This is a genomic window from Pseudomonas sp. AO-1 (assembly GCF_019775695.1).
Lineage (GTDB): Bacteria > Pseudomonadota > Gammaproteobacteria > Pseudomonadales > Pseudomonadaceae > Aquipseudomonas > Aquipseudomonas parakoreensis.
Genome location: NZ_CP079947.1, coordinates 1,793,043 through 1,809,854, shown reverse-complemented (window position 1 = coordinate 1,809,854; position 16,812 = coordinate 1,793,043). Strand labels below are relative to the sequence as shown.

Annotated in this window: 14 protein-coding genes; all 14 read right to left on the bottom strand. The window is 60.9% G+C overall.

The genetic code is table 11. The annotated features are described in order from the left end of the window. Window positions 1-99: 99 nt before the first annotated feature. Window positions 100-1,110: a succinylglutamate desuccinylase gene (gene astE, locus KVQ82_RS08310; protein ID WP_222018603.1), complete on the bottom strand. Its 1,011-nt coding sequence runs from the start codon at window positions 1,108-1,110 to the stop codon at window positions 100-102. Between the two features lie 12 nt (window positions 1,111-1,122). After that, window positions 1,123-1,410, bottom strand: coding sequence for a hypothetical protein (locus KVQ82_RS08305; RefSeq protein ID WP_007963090.1), 288 nt, complete (start codon window positions 1,408-1,410; stop codon window positions 1,123-1,125). Between the two features lie 57 nt (window positions 1,411-1,467). Beyond that, window positions 1,468-2,814 carry an N-succinylarginine dihydrolase gene (gene astB / locus KVQ82_RS08300; RefSeq protein ID WP_108183542.1) on the bottom strand — a complete coding sequence of 449 codons (1,347 nt, stop codon included), beginning with the start codon at window positions 2,812-2,814 and terminating at the stop codon, window positions 1,468-1,470. Between the two features lie 137 nt (window positions 2,815-2,951). Then, window positions 2,952-4,421 carry a succinylglutamate-semialdehyde dehydrogenase gene (gene astD, locus KVQ82_RS08295; RefSeq protein ID WP_222019370.1) on the bottom strand — a complete coding sequence of 490 codons (1,470 nt, stop codon included), beginning with the start codon at window positions 4,419-4,421 and terminating at the stop codon, window positions 2,952-2,954. Beyond that, the gene (astA, locus tag KVQ82_RS08290; protein ID WP_086794680.1) at window positions 4,418-5,443 is read right to left on the bottom strand and encodes an arginine N-succinyltransferase; all 1,026 of its coding nucleotides are present in this window, start codon (window positions 5,441-5,443) and stop codon (window positions 4,418-4,420) included. Before astA ends, astD begins: the two co-directional genes overlap by 4 nt. A gap of 51 nt (window positions 5,444-5,494) precedes the next feature. Next, window positions 5,495-6,514, bottom strand: coding sequence for an arginine/ornithine succinyltransferase subunit alpha (aruF, locus tag KVQ82_RS08285; RefSeq protein WP_025112905.1), 1,020 nt, complete (start codon window positions 6,512-6,514; stop codon window positions 5,495-5,497). Between the two features lie 240 nt (window positions 6,515-6,754). Beyond that, window positions 6,755-7,975: an aspartate aminotransferase family protein gene (locus KVQ82_RS08280; protein ID WP_047295848.1), complete on the bottom strand. Its 1,221-nt coding sequence runs from the start codon at window positions 7,973-7,975 to the stop codon at window positions 6,755-6,757. Between the two features lie 410 nt (window positions 7,976-8,385). Beyond that, window positions 8,386-9,378: a transcriptional regulator ArgR gene (gene argR / locus KVQ82_RS08275; RefSeq protein WP_179294966.1), complete on the bottom strand. Its 993-nt coding sequence runs from the start codon at window positions 9,376-9,378 to the stop codon at window positions 8,386-8,388. A 246-nt stretch (window positions 9,379-9,624) separates the two neighbouring features. Beyond that, on the bottom strand, window positions 9,625-10,389 hold the full coding sequence (locus tag KVQ82_RS08270) for an ABC transporter ATP-binding protein (RefSeq protein WP_003227281.1): 765 nt from the start codon (window positions 10,387-10,389) through the stop codon (window positions 9,625-9,627). Window positions 10,390-10,416: 27 nt separating this feature from the next. Beyond that, window positions 10,417-11,529, bottom strand: coding sequence for a M14 family metallopeptidase (locus KVQ82_RS08265; protein WP_222018602.1), 1,113 nt, complete (start codon window positions 11,527-11,529; stop codon window positions 10,417-10,419). A gap of 1 nt (window position 11,530) precedes the next feature. Continuing rightward, the gene (locus tag KVQ82_RS08260) at window positions 11,531-12,229 is read right to left on the bottom strand and encodes an ABC transporter permease (protein WP_222018601.1); all 699 of its coding nucleotides are present in this window, start codon (window positions 12,227-12,229) and stop codon (window positions 11,531-11,533) included. Next, the gene (locus KVQ82_RS08255) at window positions 12,226-12,915 is read right to left on the bottom strand and encodes an ABC transporter permease (RefSeq protein ID WP_003227287.1); all 690 of its coding nucleotides are present in this window, start codon (window positions 12,913-12,915) and stop codon (window positions 12,226-12,228) included. Before KVQ82_RS08255 ends, KVQ82_RS08260 begins: the two co-directional genes overlap by 4 nt. Window positions 12,916-13,006: 91 nt before the next feature. After that, window positions 13,007-13,780 carry an ABC transporter substrate-binding protein gene (locus KVQ82_RS08250; protein ID WP_027612633.1) on the bottom strand — a complete coding sequence of 258 codons (774 nt, stop codon included), beginning with the start codon at window positions 13,778-13,780 and terminating at the stop codon, window positions 13,007-13,009. A 732-nt stretch (window positions 13,781-14,512) separates the two neighbouring features. Beyond that, window positions 14,513-16,468 (bottom strand): acetate--CoA ligase, encoded by a 1,956-nt coding sequence (acs, locus tag KVQ82_RS08245; protein WP_222018600.1) that lies wholly within the window; start codon window positions 16,466-16,468, stop codon window positions 14,513-14,515. Window positions 16,469-16,812: the final 344 nt, after the last annotated feature.

Here is a 16,812-nt window from a genome sequence, read left to right as displayed (position 1 = left end):
TGAAACGAGGCTGCGATCTTTTGATCGTCTAAAAACAAGATCTAAAGATCGCAGCCTTCGGCAGCTCCTACAGGAATTTCTGTCAGCTCAGAGACGGCATCAGGCGAGGTTTTCGTCGGTGGTCGGCACGATCAGAATGCCCGCGCGCAAGCCGTTCTTGACCTTGGGGTTCGGGAAGATGATTCGTGCGCCCTCCTCCTCGATGATCCAGCGGGTATTGGCCAGATCTTCGGCCAGCACATAACCCACGTCCAATTCAGAAAAGTTCTCGATGTCCGCTGGCAGGTTCAGGCGGAACGCATCGCTGTGCTTGATGATTTCCCGGGCGACGCTGAACAGCTGCAGACCATCCAGTCCCTCTGCTGCCAGATCCGGCTCATTGCCTTCGATGATCTGCTTCAGACGAGCTTCCAGACGTGAGACATCCACCCCTTGGTTCTGCCCGAACGGCCGTGCCTTGCCCAGCTCAAGAGTGAAAGCCTCGGCGCCGAGCTTGTCGTAGGTGTAGGAGCTGAACACGATCGACGGCTTGTTCTGCAGCAGCACCGCTTCCATCCCGGCGGCGCGCAGACGCGCCAGTTCGCGGCGCGAATGCTGACGTCCTTCTTTCCACGGGTACAGGGCGAACTGCTCGATCTTCGAACCACGAATCGCGGTGTGCAGGTCGTAGTGCAGACGCTGACGGTCCGGCAGGCTGAAGAAGCTCGCCGCCAGGCGTTCCAGCTCGCAGGCGCGGATGGCTTCGGAACCGCTGGTTTGTTCATGCCGGCCGTTGAACAGCCGATTGACGTCCTGCTCGACGAAGCGCTCGCCCTTGCGAATCGCTTCCGGATTGCCGAACAGGAACAGAATGCGTGCGCGCGGCTTCAGATCGCCGCGAGCGATGTCATGCAGCAGCCGGTCGAGCAATTCGATCGGCGCTGTTTCGTTGCCGTGAATACCTGCCGACAGCAGCAGGTCCAGGCCATTGTCGCGCGCTTCGGGTGGCCGGACTTCCAGCGCACCCTCGCTCAACCAGCGCATGCGCACGCCTTCGACAGTCAGTTGAGTCTTCTCCGCCGGTTCGCGGCCGGCGAGGGTCAGTTCAAGCAGTTTGCCGAGGGCGAGCATAGAGCGGTTTCCTTAGTGATCGTGGTTGCAATCCGGGCCGTGCACGTGGTCTTCGTCACCGACTTCAGCCGGTTCCATTTCCAGTTGCAGACTGACCAGATTAGTTGCCAATGGGCGCAGCAGCAGGTTGGCGTACTCTTCGTCACCTTCCTCGACGTCCACGCCGATCAGCAGCTGGCCACGGCCGTCCTGCTGGATCCACAGCTCTTTGCCTTGCCACATGACCGCGACGCGGGTGCACGAGGTTTGCAGTTGCGTGCCGTCGGTGTCTTCAAGGATCAGCTGCAGGGAATCGCTCATGTTTTTACTCTCTTGGGGAGACAAGCCGCGCGCCGCGTTCAGGCAACGCGCCGGCCATCAATTGATCTGGAATGGATAAACCGCGCCCAGTTTAAGGATTTGCGTCAGTTCATCCAGTGCCGTCCGGCATTCAAGCAGCAATTGCGGGTCCGCCAGATCGGTTTCGCTCAGGCGGTCGCGGTAGTGCTTTTCAACCCATGCGGTCAACGAACCGTACAACGGTGCGGTCATGATAACCCCTGGGTTGACTGCTGCCAGCTCGGTTTCGTTGAGCGCGACGCGCAGTCGCAGGCACGCCGGGCCACCGCCGTTCTGCATGCTTTGCTTGAGGTCGAAGACTTTGACTTCGCGGATTAGCCCGCCGGAGCTGGTCAGACCTTGCAGGTAGTTCCACACACGCTCGTTGCCACGGCACTCTTCCGGCACGATCAGCAGCATCGAGCCATCCGGACGCGACAACAGCTGGCTGTTGAACAGGTAGGAGCGCACCGCATCGTCCACGGTGACCGCCGAACGCGGCACGCAGATCGACTGGAACTGGCCGCCGACCTTGGCCAGTTTGCCCTGCAACTCGGCCAGCATCTGTTCGGTGTCGAGGAACGCGTCCTCGTGATAGAACAGCACCTCGCCGTTACCCACCGCGATCACGTCGTTGTGGAATACGCCCTGGTCGATCACCGCCGGGTTCTGCTGCGCGTAGACCACGCCCTCGTCACGCAGACCGTGCAGACGCGCCACCGCTTGCGACGCTTCCAGCGTCTGGCGCGCCGGGTACTTTTGCGGCGCCGGGTAGCGAGTGTCGAACGCACTGCGACCGAACACGAAGAACTCGACACCGGCCTCGCCGTACTCACGGCAGAAGCGCGTGTGGTTGGCCGCGCCTTCGTCACCGAATTGCGCCACCGCCGGCAACGCGGCGTGGTGGGCGAAGTGCTGCTGATCAGCGAACATCGCACCGAGCACGCGGCTGGTGGTCGGGTGTTCGATACTGCGGTGGTATTTGCAGTTGAGGTTGGCGGCGGTGAAGTGCACGCGACCGTCAGCAGTATCGGCACTCGGGCTGACGGTGGCGGCGTTGGCCACCCACATGCTCGACGCCGAGCAACTGGCAACCAGCAACGGCATGGCTTCTTTCGCGGCGCGTTCGATCACTTGCGCGTCGGTGCCGCTGAAACCCAGACGGCGCAACGCGGCCACGTCCGGACGCTCCTGCGGCGCCAGCACGCCTTGCTGAAAGCCCATTTCCATCAGCGCTTTCATTTTCGCCAGGCCTTGCAGCGCCGCTTCCTTCGGGTTCGAGGACTGCTGGCTGTTGCTCTGGGACGCAACGTTGCCGTAGGACAGACCACCGTAGTTATGGGTCGGCCCCACTAGACCGTCAAAATTGACTTCATAGGATTTCATCAGCGAGGCTCCACGAGAATCTGTTGTTATAGGCTTCAGTAACTATTCTTTGAGACCGCGGCGCGGCCATCGCTGGCAAGCCAGCTCCCACAGGGATCTCATCGCACTTGTGGGAGCTGGCTTGCCAGCGATAGGCATCACACCATTTTCACGCCAGGCGTCAGGGCCGCCGGCAACACCAGACTTGGGGTTTCCAGCGAGGCCACCGGGTACGCGCAATAATCCGCCGCGTAATAGGCACTGGCGCGATGGTTGCCCGAAGCGCCGACACCACCGAACGGCGCGCTGCTCGCGGCACCGGTCAGTTGTTTGTTCCAGTTGACGATACCGGCGCGGCTTTCCAGCCAGAACTGCTGATAACGATCTTCGGAATCCGACAGCAAGCCAGCCGCCAGGCCATAAGCGGTGTCGTTGGCCTCAGCGATCGCCGCAGCGAAATCGGCGTAGCGGATCACTTGCAGCAACGGGCCGAACAATTCTTCGTCCGGACGCTCGGCCACGGCGGTCACATCAAGAATGCCCGGGGTGAGCAAGGCCGATTGCGCTTGCGGCTGAGTCATCGCCAGCAGCGATACCGCGCCATTGGCCAGCAGATGTTGCTGGGCATCCATCAGCGCTTTCGCCGCGCCAAGGGAAATCACCGAGCCCATGAACGGCGCCGGCTGTTGATCGAACGCACCGACTTCGAGGGTCGCGCTGACGTCCACCAGACGCTTGAGCAGGCTGTCGCCCCACGCGCCTTGCGGCACCAGCAGACGACGCGCGCACGTGCAGCGCTGGCCAGCAGAGATGAAGGCCGACTGAATGATCGTGTAAACGGCTGCGTCCAGATCAGCGACCTGATCGACCACCAGCGGATTGTTGCCGCCCATTTCCAGCGCGAGGATCTTGTCCGGACGCCCGGCGAACTGCTGGTGCAGGTGATTGCCGGTGCGGCTCGAGCCGGTGAAGAACAGACCGTCGATGCCCGGGTTCGCCGCCAGGGCGATACCGGTTTCGCGAGCGCCTTGCAGCAGGTTCAACACGCCGGCCGGCAAACCGGCTTCGATCCAGCACTTGACCGTCAGCTCGGCGACTTTCGGCGTCAGCTCGCTTGGCTTGAACAGCACGCTGTTACCGGCCAGCAGCGCCGGCACGATGTGGCCGTTCGGCAAGTGGCCCGGGAAGTTGTAAGGGCCGAACACCGCTACCACACCGTGTGGCTTGTGGCGCAACACGGCGGTGGCGTCGCCCAGCGGGCCGCTCTTCTCGCCGGTACGTTCGCGGTAGCTCTGCACCGAGATCGCAATCTTGTTGACCATGCTGGTGACTTCGGTCGCGGCTTCCCACAGGGGCTTGCCGGTTTCCTCGCCGATGGTGCGGGCCAGTTCGTCGCTGTGGTTTTTCAGGGCGGCGGCAAAGGCTTCGAGGACACTGATGCGCTCATCCAGCGAACGCCGCGCCCAACCCGGAAAGGCCTGGCGCGCCGCCTGCACGGCGGACTCGACCTGAGCGGCGGTGGCGCCCTCCCCCGACCACAGCACTTGCTGGGTCACCGGGTTCAGCGACTGGAAGGCTTCGCCCTGACCGGCCAGCCATTCACCTGCGATGTATAGCGAATTCATTATTTCGACTCCCGAGCAGCAGACAACGCCACGGCGCGCACTTGATCGCCGGCGTTGAGTTGAAGACGTTTGGCGGTCAGCGGATCGACCACCAGCGTGCCGGCGGCCAGACGGGCCGGGGCAGCCGTAATGCGGCAGTCTTCGCGCTTGCGGTTATGGATGATGAACGGCGTGGCGTCTTCGCCCGGCGTACCGATCGCCAGCACCAGCGCTTCGCTGTCGCGCACCGCGCGGATCTTGCTGGTTTCGCACTCGATGGCCGGGCCGGCATCGAAGATATCGACGTAGCCCTGATAGCTGAAACCTTCGCTCTTGAGCATCGCCAGCGCCGGCTCGGTGTCCGGGTGCACCTGACCGATGACGTTGCGCGCATCCGGCGACAGGAAGCAGGTGTACAGCGGGAATTTCGGCATCAGTTCGGCGATGAACGCCTTGTTGCCGACGCCGGTCAGGTAATCGGCCTGACTGAATTCCATCTTGAAGAAGTGCCGACCCAAGCTTTCCCAGAACGGCGAACGACCGGCCTCATCGGAAACACCACGCATCTCGGCGATGATCTTGTTGCCGAACAGTTCCGGAAACTCGGCGATGAACAGCATGCGTGCCTTGGACAGCATGCGGCCGTTCAGGCCGGTGCGGTAATCGGCGTGCAGGAACAGCGAGCACAGCTCGGAGTTGCCGGTCAGGTCGTTGGCGAGGAACAGCGTCGGAATCTCGCGATAGATGTTCAGCTCTTGCGAGGCGCTGACGGTCAGGCCGACGCGGAAGTTGTACCACGGCTCACGCAGACCGACCGCGCCGGCAATGGCGGAAATCCCCACCACGCGACCGTTGTCGTCTTCGAGCACGAACAGGTAGTCCGCATCGCCACGGCCGGCTTCGCCGCGAAAGGTCTTCTCGGCCCAGCCGACTCGGTGAGTCAAACGCTCTTCATTGGCCGGCAAGGTGGTCAGGCCGGTGCCGGTGCTGCGGGCCAGGTCGATCAGCGCGGATAAATCGCTGCTGCGTACGGGACGAACAATCATGCTATCTCCTCAAACGGGCCGCCTTCGCCACCCGTGAAACTCGCTAAGGCGTTAAACCGCCACCAGGCGCACGCTGGCACCTTCACCGACGCCCAGGGCTTCGGCTGCTTCCAGATCCAGGGTCACCGGTTTACCCGGCGCGTAATCGAGTTCCAGCAGCACCGCGCGGTAATCCTGCAACTGCGCGTTGGCCACCAGGTACTGGCGCCCGGCACCTTTGACCGGTTCGCCGATCTTCACCGGCACCACACGGCTCTGGGCGATCGAACGGATCCCCGAAACACGCGCATGCAGGGTCGGGCCACCGTCGAAAATGTCGATGTAGTGATCGGTCTCGAAGCCTTCGCGCATCAGGATGTCGAAGGTGATCTGCGCACGCGGGTGCACCTGGCCCATCGCTTCCTGAGCGGAATCCGGCAACAGCGGCACGTAGATCGGGTAATGCGGCATCAGCTCGGCGAGGAACGTGCGGCTCTTCAGGCCACACAGGCGCTCGGCCTCGGCGTAGTTGAGGTCGAAGAAGTTGCGGCCGATTGCATCCCAGAATGGCGAGTCGCCGTTCTCGTCGCTGTAGCCGACAATCTCGGTCACCACCGAATCGGCGAAACGCTCCGGGTGACTGGCAACGAACAGCAGGCGACCACGGGAGTTGAGCTCGGCCCACGGCGACCCCACCAGTTCACGCTGCACGTAGAAACTGGTCAGCAAGCTGTTGCCGGTCAGGTCGTGGCATTGCGAAAGCACGTGGATCTTGTTGTGGATCTTCAGCTCACGGGAGGCGTGGACGAAGGTCTCGTTGCGGAAGCTGTAGAACGGCTCCGAGTAGCCGGCCGAGGCGACAATGGCCGAGCAGCCGACCAGTTTGCCGGTGGCGGTGTCTTCAAGAACGAAGAAGTAACTCTCCTCGCCGTTGAAACTCACTTCAGCAGCAAACGAGGCTTCGCTTGCGGCGATCTTGTCGCTCAGACGTTCCACGTCATCCGGCAAGGAAGTGACACCAATCGGACTGTCCGCAGCCAGACGCTGTACCTCGCCCAGATCAGCCATTTGCGCAGGGCGCATCACCAGCATGGTGTCACTCCTTTCTCTTATAAAAATTTACTGAAGAAATAGCCGGGCCTTGTAGGAGTGAGCCCTGTGGTGAGGGGATTTATCCCCGATGGGTTGCGCAGCAGCCCCAAGATTTTGGGGGCCGCTTCGCCGCCCATCGGGGATAAATCCCCTCACCACCAAGGCTGACTCCGACAGTTAAATCTGTCCGGTATCAAAAATTGGGTTCGACGCCAGAATCCTCAGACGTCGAAAGGTCTATCAGGCTTGCGTCAGTGCGGCGGCGGCGCGTTCGAAGCGGTCGAGACCAGCGTCGATATCGGCGTCTTCCACCACCAGGCTCGGGGCAAAACGAATCACGTCCGGGCCGGCCTGCAGAATCATCAGGCCTTCTTTTTCAGCGGCGTTGAAGATGTCCTTGGCTTTGCCTTTCCAGGCATCGCTCAGCACGCAACCGATCAACAGACCGAGGCCACGCACCTGAGTGAACAGGCCGTACTTCTCGCCAATCTGCTGCAGGCGGGTCTTGAATTTGTCGTGCTTGGCGTTGACGCCGTTCAGCACCTCAGGGGTGTTGATCACGTCGATCACCGCTTCGGCTACCGAACACGCCAGCGGGTTGCCGCCGTAAGTGGTGCCGTGGGTGCCGACCACCAGATGCTTGGCCAGCGCTTCGGTGGTCAGCATCGCGGCGATCGGGAAACCGCCGCCCAGGCTCTTGGCGCTGGTCAGAATGTCCGGGGTCACGCCGTAGTGCTGGTAGGCGAACAGATGGCCGGTACGGCCCATGCCGGTCTGCACTTCGTCGAACACCAGCAGCGCGTTGTGCGCGTCGCACAGTTCACGGGCACCTTGCAGGTAAGCCAGTTCGGCCGGCAGTACACCGCCCTCGCCCTGGATCGGTTCGAGCACGACCGCACAGGTCTTGTCGGAAACCGCCGCTTTCAGCGCGGCCAGATCGTTGTAAGGAACGTGGGTGATGCCGGTGATTTTCGGACCGAAACCGTCGGAGTACTTCGACTGGCCACCAACGTTGACGGTGAACAGGGTACGGCCGTGGAAGCTGTTGAGCGCAGCGATGATCTCGTACTTCTCGCTGCCGAACCGGTCGAACGCCACGCGACGGGCCAGCTTGAAGGCGGCCTCGTTGGCTTCGGCGCCGGAGTTGCAGAAGAACACGCGCTCGGCGAACGTGGCGTCGATCAGCTTGTGCGCCAGGCGCAGGGCCGGCTCGTTGGTGAACACGTTGGACACGTGCCACAGCTTGTTCGCCTGTTCGGTCAGCGCACCGACCAGCGCCGGATGCGCATGGCCCAATACGTTAACGGCAATCCCGCCGGCGAAGTCGATCAGCTCGCGGCCGCTCTGGTCCCAGACGCGGGAACCGGCGCCACGCACCGGAATAAAAGCGGCAGGCGCGTAGTTGGGAACCATTACCTGGTCGAAATCGGCGCGTTCTACCGCAGCGTGCTCAACGGACATCGGAGTCTCCTGAAGAGGAACACCCGCCTGAAACTGGCGAGCGATGGGGGGATTGTAAGGACAGTTTTCAGCCCGGCCTTGTCGCCAAGCGACAACTTCTTATAGCGCAAACCCCGGATTTTCCCGGGTTTACGGCAATGCGACATATAGCGTCGCAAAGGCGCAGTTTAACTGGCCGCAGCCGTTTGCGGCAGCTTGCTGATTTGTACCCGAGAACGAATTGGCGAGTGCGGTATATAGGTACCGCACATCACCCTGAAGAGCAGTTTTTACCGGGCGGACTTTTCCAGCGCAGGCAACCGCCCACGCGCCGAAACAACCGGGCAACCCGATACACCCACGAAGGAGAGATAAAAGAGGCCAGGGTCGACGCTGCGAAACACTCGGCCCGCCCCTGAACAGGACGCGGATCAACCGCGCTCTGGCGGCACCGACGACAGTTCGAAAGGACTGCTGCTGCGTCGCTGATTGCGATCTTCCCGCGGCGTCGCGCCGAAGAAGTTGCGGTAGGCACTGGAGAAATGCGGCCCGGAAGAGAAACCGCAGGACAGGCCGATCTGGATGATCGACTTGCTGGTTTGCATCAACATCTGCCGGGCCTTGTTCAGGCGCAACTCCAGGTAGTACTGGCTCGGCACGCGGTTGAGGTATTGCTTGAAGATCCGCTCCAACTGGCGACGGGACACGCACACGTGCTGGGCGATTTCGTCGGTGGTCAGCGGTTCTTCGATGTTGGCTTCCATCAGCAACACCGCTTGCGTGAGCTTCGGATGGCTGGAACCGAGACGGTTCTGCAGTGGAATGCGCTGGCGTTCGCCGCCCTCGCGGATGCGCTCGACCACCAGTTCTTCGGACACCGCACCGGCCAGCTCGGCCCCATGATCACGGGCCAGCACCGCCAGCAGCAGATCCAGCACCGACATGCCGCCACACGCGGTCAGGCGATCACGGTCCCAGTCGAACAGGTGACTGGTGGCGATGACTTTCGGGAAGCGTTCGGCGAAATCGTCCTGCCAGCGCCAGTGCACGGCTGCACGATAACCGTCGAGCAGACCGAGTTGCGCCAACGGATAGACACCGGCCGACAGCCCACCGATCACGCAGCCGGCACGCACCAGTTGCTTGAGCGCGCTGCTGAGGGCCGGGGCCAGCGTGGTCGGCGGCTCGTCGGCGAGCAGGAACAGTTTCTGGAAGTTTTCCAGCTTGCCGGTCCAGGCTTCGCCGGGCAGTTGCCAGGCTCCGTCGGCCGCCGCTTCAGGACTAGCTTCGGCCTGCAGGAACGACAGTTCGTAAACCACCTCCGGATGCACCCGCTGAGCAACACGCAAGGCCTCCTCCGCCAGCGCCAGCGTCAGAGCTTTAGTGCTGGGCCAAATCAGGAAACCAATTCGATGGGCAGTCATGGGCGGGCAATCCGAAACGAAGAACGGTGATGAAGGCATGGGCCAATGCTAGCCCGTAAATGAACGCAAATCTCGAAACCTGCAAAGCTCCCGCTGTAGGAGCTGCCGAGCGAAACGAGGCTGCGATCTTTTGATTTTCAAAAACAAGGGCAAAAGATCGCAGCCTTCGGCAGCTCCTACAGGGGATTGGAGCCAACCTTCAGGCTGCGAAGCATGCACTATTTGGGTGCATATCGGCAGCTCTGATTACTTGAGACTGCCCGACAGGAACTGCTGCAGACGCTCCGATTGCGGATTGACCAGCACTTCGCGCGGGTTGCCGCTCTCTTCCACCACACCTTTGTGCAGGAACACCAACTGGTTCGACACTTCACGGGCGAAGCCCATTTCGTGCGTGACCACGACCATGGTGCGACCTTCCTGAGCCAGCGCTTGCATCACCTTCAGAACGTCGCCCACCAGTTCCGGATCGAGCGCCGACGTCGGTTCGTCGAACAGCATCACTTCCGGCTCCATCGCCAGCGCACGGGCAATCGCCACACGCTGCTGCTCGCCACCGGACATGTGCCCCGGGAACGCGTCTTTACGATGGGCCACGCCAACCTTGTTCAGGTAGTGCTCGGCCTTCTCGCGCGCTTCAGCCTTGGACACGCCCAGCACGTGGACCGGCGCTTCCATGATGTTTTCCAGCGCGGTCATATGCGACCACAGATTGAAGTGCTGGAACACCATCGACAGGCGCGAACGCATGCGCTGCAGCTGTTTCGGATCAGCGGCTTTCAGCGCGCCGTCTTTGTTGGCCACCAGCTTCAGCTCTTCGTTGTTGAGCAGGATCTTGCCCGCGTGCGGCTGCTCAAGCAGGTTGATGCAGCGCAGGAAAGTACTTTTGCCGGAGCCACTGGAGCCGATGATGCTGATCACATCGCCGGCTGCCGCCTTCAGGGACACGCCCTTGAGCACTTCGTGACTGCCATAGCGTTTATGCAGGTCTTGGACTTCAAGTTTGTACATGCGGTCGGTTCTCACAAAAACAGTCAGTCAGTCGTTGAGCAAGCGCCCGTGACGCAGCGCTTCGCGCCCCGCCACCTTGGCCAGCCAGAAACCGGGTTGGGCATAGCGCAGCCGTTCAATGGCAAACAGCACCCCGGAGGTACCAGCACACACCGTGCTGACCCGATCGGACACAGGATCGATCACTTCGAAAATCTCATCCCCGGCTTCAACCCACTCGCCGGGTTTACGCAGAAAACTCACCACACCGGGGTGCGGCGCCAACAGTAATTCAGTGCCTTCGAACGGCATGCCTTCGCACGGTTCATTGGCCGGTTTTGGCCACTCGCCAGTGATCAGGCCTTGCTCGGCGAGGAACGCCAGAATGCCTTCGGCCCAGGCCAGCGCATCGGCGCGATCGGTGTTGGCCTGACCGCCCAGCTCGACAGTCGTCGCCAGGCACGCCAGCGGAATCTGCGCGTCCGGGAACTGCCGCGACAAACGCAGCCACGGTAACGAGCACGCCTCATCGAAGGAGCTGCCACCAGAGTCTTCCGCTAGCAAACCGACCTTCACATTCAGGTGCGCGGCCAGCGAACGCCACTGCGGCCAGTGCTGCGGCAGTGCATACATGTGCAGCGCGGCTTCGGCATCGCAGTGCAAGTCCAGCACCACATCGGCGGTGCAGGCATGGCCGAGCAACACGCGCTGCATGCCTTGCAACTGGCTGCTCGCCTCGGGCAATGCCGCCAGATGATCAGCCATGGCCTGACGGATCAGGCGAATGTTGGCGTGCGGATCGTCACCGAGACGCTCGGCCAGCGCCGCTGCAACCGGCGCGCTCAGCTCGACGAAATCGCGGTTGAAATTCTTGCCACTGCCCGCCTCGAAACGTCCCTGATGATTGCCTTGCAGCAATTGGCCGAGGCCCAGCGGGTTGGCGACTGGCACCAGCTCGATCACGCCGTTGAGCAGGCCTTGGGCTTCGAGTTCGCCAAGGCGCTTTTTCAGCTCCCAGGCAGTGCGCATGCCCGGCAGTTCATCAGCGTGCAGGCTGGCCTGAATGTAGGCCTTGCGCTCGCCTTGGCCAAAACGGAAGACCGAGATCTTGCGCTCGCTGCCCAGATGGCTCCACGGCAATACGTGGTCGATGCGTTCCATATCAGTGCTTCCGCGGGGCCAGGTAGCTCAGCCAGCGACGCTCAGCCAGCTTGAACAGCTTCACCAGAATGAAGGTCAGGCACAGGTAGAACAGGCCGGCGGTGATGTACGCCTCGAACGGCAGGTAGTACTGCGCGTTGACGGTACGGGCCGCGCCGGTGATGTCGATCAGGGTCACGATGGACGCCAGACTGGTGGTCTGCAGCATCATGATCACTTCGTTGCTGTATTGCGGCAGCGCCCGACGCAAGGCCGATGGCAACAGGATGCGCTTGTACATCTTGAAGCGCGACATGCCCATCGCCTTGGCGGCTTCGATCTCGCCGTTCGGCGTGGCCTTGAGGCTGCCGGCAATGATCTCGGCGGTGTAGGCGCTGGTGTTGATCGCGAACGCCAGGCACGCACAGAACGTCGCGCTGGACAGCCACGGCCACAAGAAGCTTTCACGTACTGCTTCGAACTGCGCCAGACCGTAGTAGATCAGGAACAGCTGCACCAGCATCGGCGTGCCGCGGATCACGTAGGTGTAGAGCCACGCGGCGCCGTTGACGATCGGGTTCTTGGAGACGCGCATCAGGCCCAGCGGCAGTGCCGCCAGCAGACCAAACAACAGCGACAGCGCGAGCAGTTTGAGGGTGGTCAGCAGGCCGCCGAGGTACAGCGGCATGGCCTCCCAAATGACGTTGTAGTCGAAGATCATAGATCAGCCGCCCTTACGCCTACCGAGTAGCGCTTCTCAAGGTGACGCAGCGCCAGCAACGAGACGCTGGTGATCACCAGGTACATCGCCGCCACTGCGAGGAAGAAGGTGAAAGGCTCGCGGGTGGCGTCTGCCGCCTGCTTGGCCTTGAACATCATGTCTTGCAGACCGACCACAGAAATCAGCGCGGTGGCCTTGGTCAGCACCAGCCAGTTGTTGGTGAAGCCGGGAATCGCCAGGCGAATCATCTGCGGCACCATCACCCGGAAGAACACCTGAAAACTGCTCATGCCGTACGCCATGCCCGCTTCGGCCTGGCCCTTGGGGATCGCCATGAACGCACCACGGAAGGTTTCCGACAGGTAGGCACCGAAGATGAAACCGAGGGTGCCGATACCGGCGGCCAGCGGGTTCAGGTCGATGTAGTCGTCATAGCCAAGCATCGGCGCGACGCGGTTGAGCAAGTCCTGACCGCCGTAGAAGATCAGGAGGATCAGCACCAGGTCGGGAATCCCGCGGATCACCGTGGAATACAGATCGCCCAGCCACGCCAGCCAGCGAATCGGCGACAGGCGCAACGCGACCCCGATCAGCCCGAGAACGATGGCCAGGGCCATGGACGACAAGGCGAGCTGAAGCGTCAGCCATGCGCCATCGAGGATGACAGCCCCGTAGCCTTTCAACATGATTCAGGTCCTCGAAAGTTGGGATGAAAAAATGGCGCAAACCGCAGAGATCCTGTTGCTTGCGCCATTTCTGACTTGTCGCAGAGACGTGTTACTTGCCGTAGATATCGAAGGCGAAGTACTTGTCCTGGATAGCTTTGTATTTACCGTTTTCACGGATAGCCGCGATCGCAGCGTTGATCTTGTCTTTCAGCGCGTCGCCCTTGCGCACCGCGATGCCTACGCCGTCGCCGAAGTATTTGACGTCGGTGAACTGCGGGCCGACGAAGGCGAAGCCTTTGCCGGAGTCAGTGTTCAGGAAGCCGTCCTGCAGCAGGGTGGCGTCCGCGACGGTACCGTCGAGGCGACCGGCGGCCACGTCGAGGTAGATTTCGTTCTGCGAACCGTATGGCTTGATCTCGGCGCCCAGCGGGGCCAGGACTTCGCGGGCGAAACGCTCATGGATCGAACCACGTTGCACGCCGATGTTCTTGCCCTTGAGCTCAGACAGGTTGTCGCTGACAACGGTACCTTGCTTCATGACCAGACGGGCCGGGGTGTTGTAGTACTTGTTGGTGAAGTCCACGGACTTCTTGCGGTCTTCGGTGATCGACATGGACGACAGGATCGCGTCGATCTTGCGCACTTTCAGTGCCGGAATCAGACCGTCGAACTCTTGCTCGACCCACTGGCACTTGACCTTCATTTCTTCACACAGGGCATTGCCGATGTCGTAGTCGAAACCAACGATGCTGCCATCCGGCGCTTTGGAAGCGAACGGAGGATAAGCCGCTTCGATACCGATCTTCAGAGGTTTTTCATCAGCGAAGGAATTCAGCGACAGCACGGACAGTGCCAGGGCGCCAAGCAGCACAAGTTTCTTCATCTTGGGACTCCATCGGTAAAGGGCAAAAACGGCAGAGTGAGCGACAGCCCAATATGCGAATGGGTGAATCGGGAAAGCGGTGCAGCATCGGTGGGAAATTTCCCGGTGAAACCACCAGGGGTTTCAACGTCAGCCACGATGAGCGAGTGATCGGCATTCTAACGACAGGCCCGAAGCCGATATTTCTTCAATGCGACAACTAATTACAGATGCACAGAGAAACCCGCTTGAGCGCATTGACAGCCTTGCAAATTCATGCAAGAGCGAAAGACAGTGAACCGATCTATGCTGCAAATTGCGGGCCTATTATTCGCAAACCCTTCTAATCCGGCAAGCGCAGCGTTGGGTCTTATTTTTCAGCGGGGATTTTGAGGCTCTAAAACGGGGCGATGCGTTTCCCTTCGCCCCGGTTTGACGCGGGCGGTTACACATTCGGTTACGTGGAAGGCAGGCGGTAACAGCGGGAAATGGCTTGCGCGGGAGATCGATAATTATTGGTTGGGTGGTTTGGGTTTCTGACAGGGGAATACTGCGGCGCCTGACAGATGGCTATCGCTGGCAAGCCAGCTCCCACAGGGATTTCGATTGAGATTGAAATCCCGTTCACACCTCGGAAACCTGTGGGAGCTGGCTTGCCAGCGATGAGGCCGGCACAGCCACCACAAAACCACCTGACACAAAAAAGCCCCGCCCGGCATCACCGGACAGGGATCTTCAATGCATCAGACAGGCTTAAGCCACATTCATCGTCTTGTGCGTATCAATCAAATGCTGCACCACACCCGGATCCGCCAGGGTCGAGATATCCCCCAACCCATCGTACTCAGCCGTAGCAATCTTGCGCAGAATCCGCCGCATGATCTTGCCCGAACGGGTCTTCGGCAGCCCCGGCGCCCACTGGATGACATCCGGCGAAGCAATCGGGCCGATCTCCTTGCGCACCCAGTTCTTCAGTTCCAGGCGCAGTTGCTCGCTCGGTTCTTCGCCATTCTTCAGGGTGACGTAGACATAAATGCCCTGGCCCTTGATGTCGTGCGGCACACCGACCACCGCCGCTTCGGCGACTTTCGGGTGGGCGACCATCGCACTTTCGATCTCGGCGGTACCCATGCGGTGGCCGGAAACGTTGAGCACGTCGTCCACGCGCCCGGTGATCCAGTAGTAACCATCGGCGTCACGCCGCGCACCGTCACCGGTGAAGTACATGCCGCGGAACGTCTTGAAGTAGGTGTCGACGAAGCGGTCATGGTCGCCATACAAGGTGCGCGCCTGACCCGGCCACGAATCGAGAATCACCAGATTGCCTTCAGCCTCGCCCTCGATGATGTTGCCAAGGTTGTCGACCAGCGCCGGCACCACGCCGAAGAACGGACGTGCTGCCGAACCCGGCTTCAGTGCATGCGCACCGGGCAGCGGGCTCATCATGTTGCCGCCGGTTTCGGTCTGCCACCAGGTATCGACGATCGGGCAGCGCGACTTGCCGACATTCTTGTAGTACCAGTCCCAGGCTTCCGGGTTGATCGGCTCGCCCACCGAACCGAGCAGACGCAGGCTACTGCCATCCGCACCCTCAACAGCAGCGGTACCCGACGCCATCATTGCGCGGATCGCGGTCGGTGCGGTGTAGAGGATGTTGACCTTGTGCTTGTCGACGATCTTCGCCACCCGGGTGATGTCCGGGTAGTTCGGCACGCCTTCGAAGAGCACGGTGGTCGCGCCATTGGCCAGCGGGCCGTAGACGATGTAACTGTGACCAGTGACCCAGCCGACGTCGGCAGTGCACCAGTAGATTTCGCCGGGACGATAGTCGAACACGCGCTCGTGGGTCATTGCCGCGTATAGCAGATAACCGCCAGTGGTGTGCTGCACGCCCTTCGGCTTGCCGGTCGAACCCGAGGTGTAAAGGATGAACAGCGCTTCTTCAGCGCCCATCTCTTTCGGCGCGCAGACGGTGCCCGCCACTTTCATCAGGTCTTCGTACCAGATATCGCGATGCTGGTTCCACTTGATGTCGCCACCGGTGCGCTTGCACACGATGACTTTCTGGATGCTGCTGGTTTCCGGGTTGGTCAGCGCGTCGTCGACGTTGGCCTTCAGCGAGATCTTCTTGCCGGCACGAATGCCTTCGTCAGCGGTGATCACCACTTTCGATTTGCAGTCGATGATCCGCCCCGCCAAGGCTTCCGGCGAGAAGCCGCCGAACACCACCGAGTGAATCGCACCGATCCGGGTACAGGCCAGCATGGCGACCACGGCTTCGGGGATCATCGGCATATAAATAGTCACCACGTCGCCACGGTGCACGTCCTGACCACGCAGGGCGTTGGCCAGTTTGCACACTTGCTCGTGCAGTTCGCGGTAGGTGATGTTGCGGCTTTCGGAAGGATCGTCGCCTTCCCAGATGATTGCGACTTGATCGCCGCGCTCGGCCAGATGACGGTCGAGGCAGTTGTAGGAAACGTTCAGGGTGCCGTCGGCGAACCATTTGATGTCGACATGGTGATCGTCGAAGGAAGTCTGCTTCACCGTGGTGAAAGGCTTGATCCAGTCGAGGCGCTTGGCTTGCTCGCGCCAGAAACCGTCAGGGTTGACGACCGACTGCTGGTACATGGCTTTGTAGGTCGCCTCGTCAGTCAGCGTATTGGCCAGAACCTCGGGACGAACGGGATACAGAGAAGCCGCACTCATCTTTCTTACCTCGGTGGAATAGTTGTTTTTGTATGACCCCGTTGTAGCCGGGCCGGCCCCATAGAACCATTCGACGATGGTTGTAGGAGCTGCCGCAGGCTGCGATCTTTTGATCTTGCTTTGCAAAAATCAAAGGCGAAAGATCGCAGCCTTCGGCAGCGCCTACAAGGGTTGGGCGGTGTTTTGTGGGGATTGTTACCAAAACCACCAAAAGTGTTTATCAAAACCCCACCTGTTTACCCCCACCCCACCTGCCTAAAATCCACCTCGCCGACAAGGCAAACGCGATTAACAACGTTACAGCCCCCACGAAGGCCGTTAATCCAGCTCTCAAGTAATAACTG

What these genes read in the sequence shown, in the direction of transcription:
- astE (WP_222018603.1), bottom strand. Translation starts at nt 1,110, where the DNA reads ATGCTCGCCCTCGGCAAACTGCTTGAACTGACCCTCGCCGGCCGCGAA.
- KVQ82_RS08305 (WP_007963090.1), bottom strand. Translation starts at nt 1,410, where the DNA reads ATGAGCGATTCCCTGCAGCTGATCCTTGAAGACACCGACGGCACGCAA.
- astB (WP_108183542.1), bottom strand. Translation starts at nt 2,814, where the DNA reads ATGAAATCCTATGAAGTCAATTTTGACGGTCTAGTGGGGCCGACCCAT.
- astA (WP_086794680.1), bottom strand. Translation starts at nt 5,443, where the DNA reads ATGATTGTTCGTCCCGTACGCAGCAGCGATTTATCCGCGCTGATCGAC.
- aruF (WP_025112905.1), bottom strand. Translation starts at nt 6,514, where the DNA reads ATGCTGGTGATGCGCCCTGCGCAAATGGCTGATCTGGGCGAGGTACAG.
- KVQ82_RS08280 (WP_047295848.1), bottom strand. Translation starts at nt 7,975, where the DNA reads ATGTCCGTTGAGCACGCTGCGGTAGAACGCGCCGATTTCGACCAGGTA.
- argR (WP_179294966.1), bottom strand. Translation starts at nt 9,378, where the DNA reads ATGACTGCCCATCGAATTGGTTTCCTGATTTGGCCCAGCACTAAAGCT.
- KVQ82_RS08270 (WP_003227281.1), bottom strand. Translation starts at nt 10,389, where the DNA reads ATGTACAAACTTGAAGTCCAAGACCTGCATAAACGCTATGGCAGTCAC.
- KVQ82_RS08265 (WP_222018602.1), bottom strand. Translation starts at nt 11,529, where the DNA reads ATGGAACGCATCGACCACGTATTGCCGTGGAGCCATCTGGGCAGCGAG.
- KVQ82_RS08260 (WP_222018601.1), bottom strand. Translation starts at nt 12,229, where the DNA reads ATGATCTTCGACTACAACGTCATTTGGGAGGCCATGCCGCTGTACCTC.
- KVQ82_RS08255 (WP_003227287.1), bottom strand. Translation starts at nt 12,915, where the DNA reads ATGTTGAAAGGCTACGGGGCTGTCATCCTCGATGGCGCATGGCTGACG.
- KVQ82_RS08250 (WP_027612633.1), bottom strand. Translation starts at nt 13,780, where the DNA reads ATGAAGAAACTTGTGCTGCTTGGCGCCCTGGCACTGTCCGTGCTGTCG.
- acs (WP_222018600.1), bottom strand. Translation starts at nt 16,468, where the DNA reads ATGAGTGCGGCTTCTCTGTATCCCGTTCGTCCCGAGGTTCTGGCCAAT.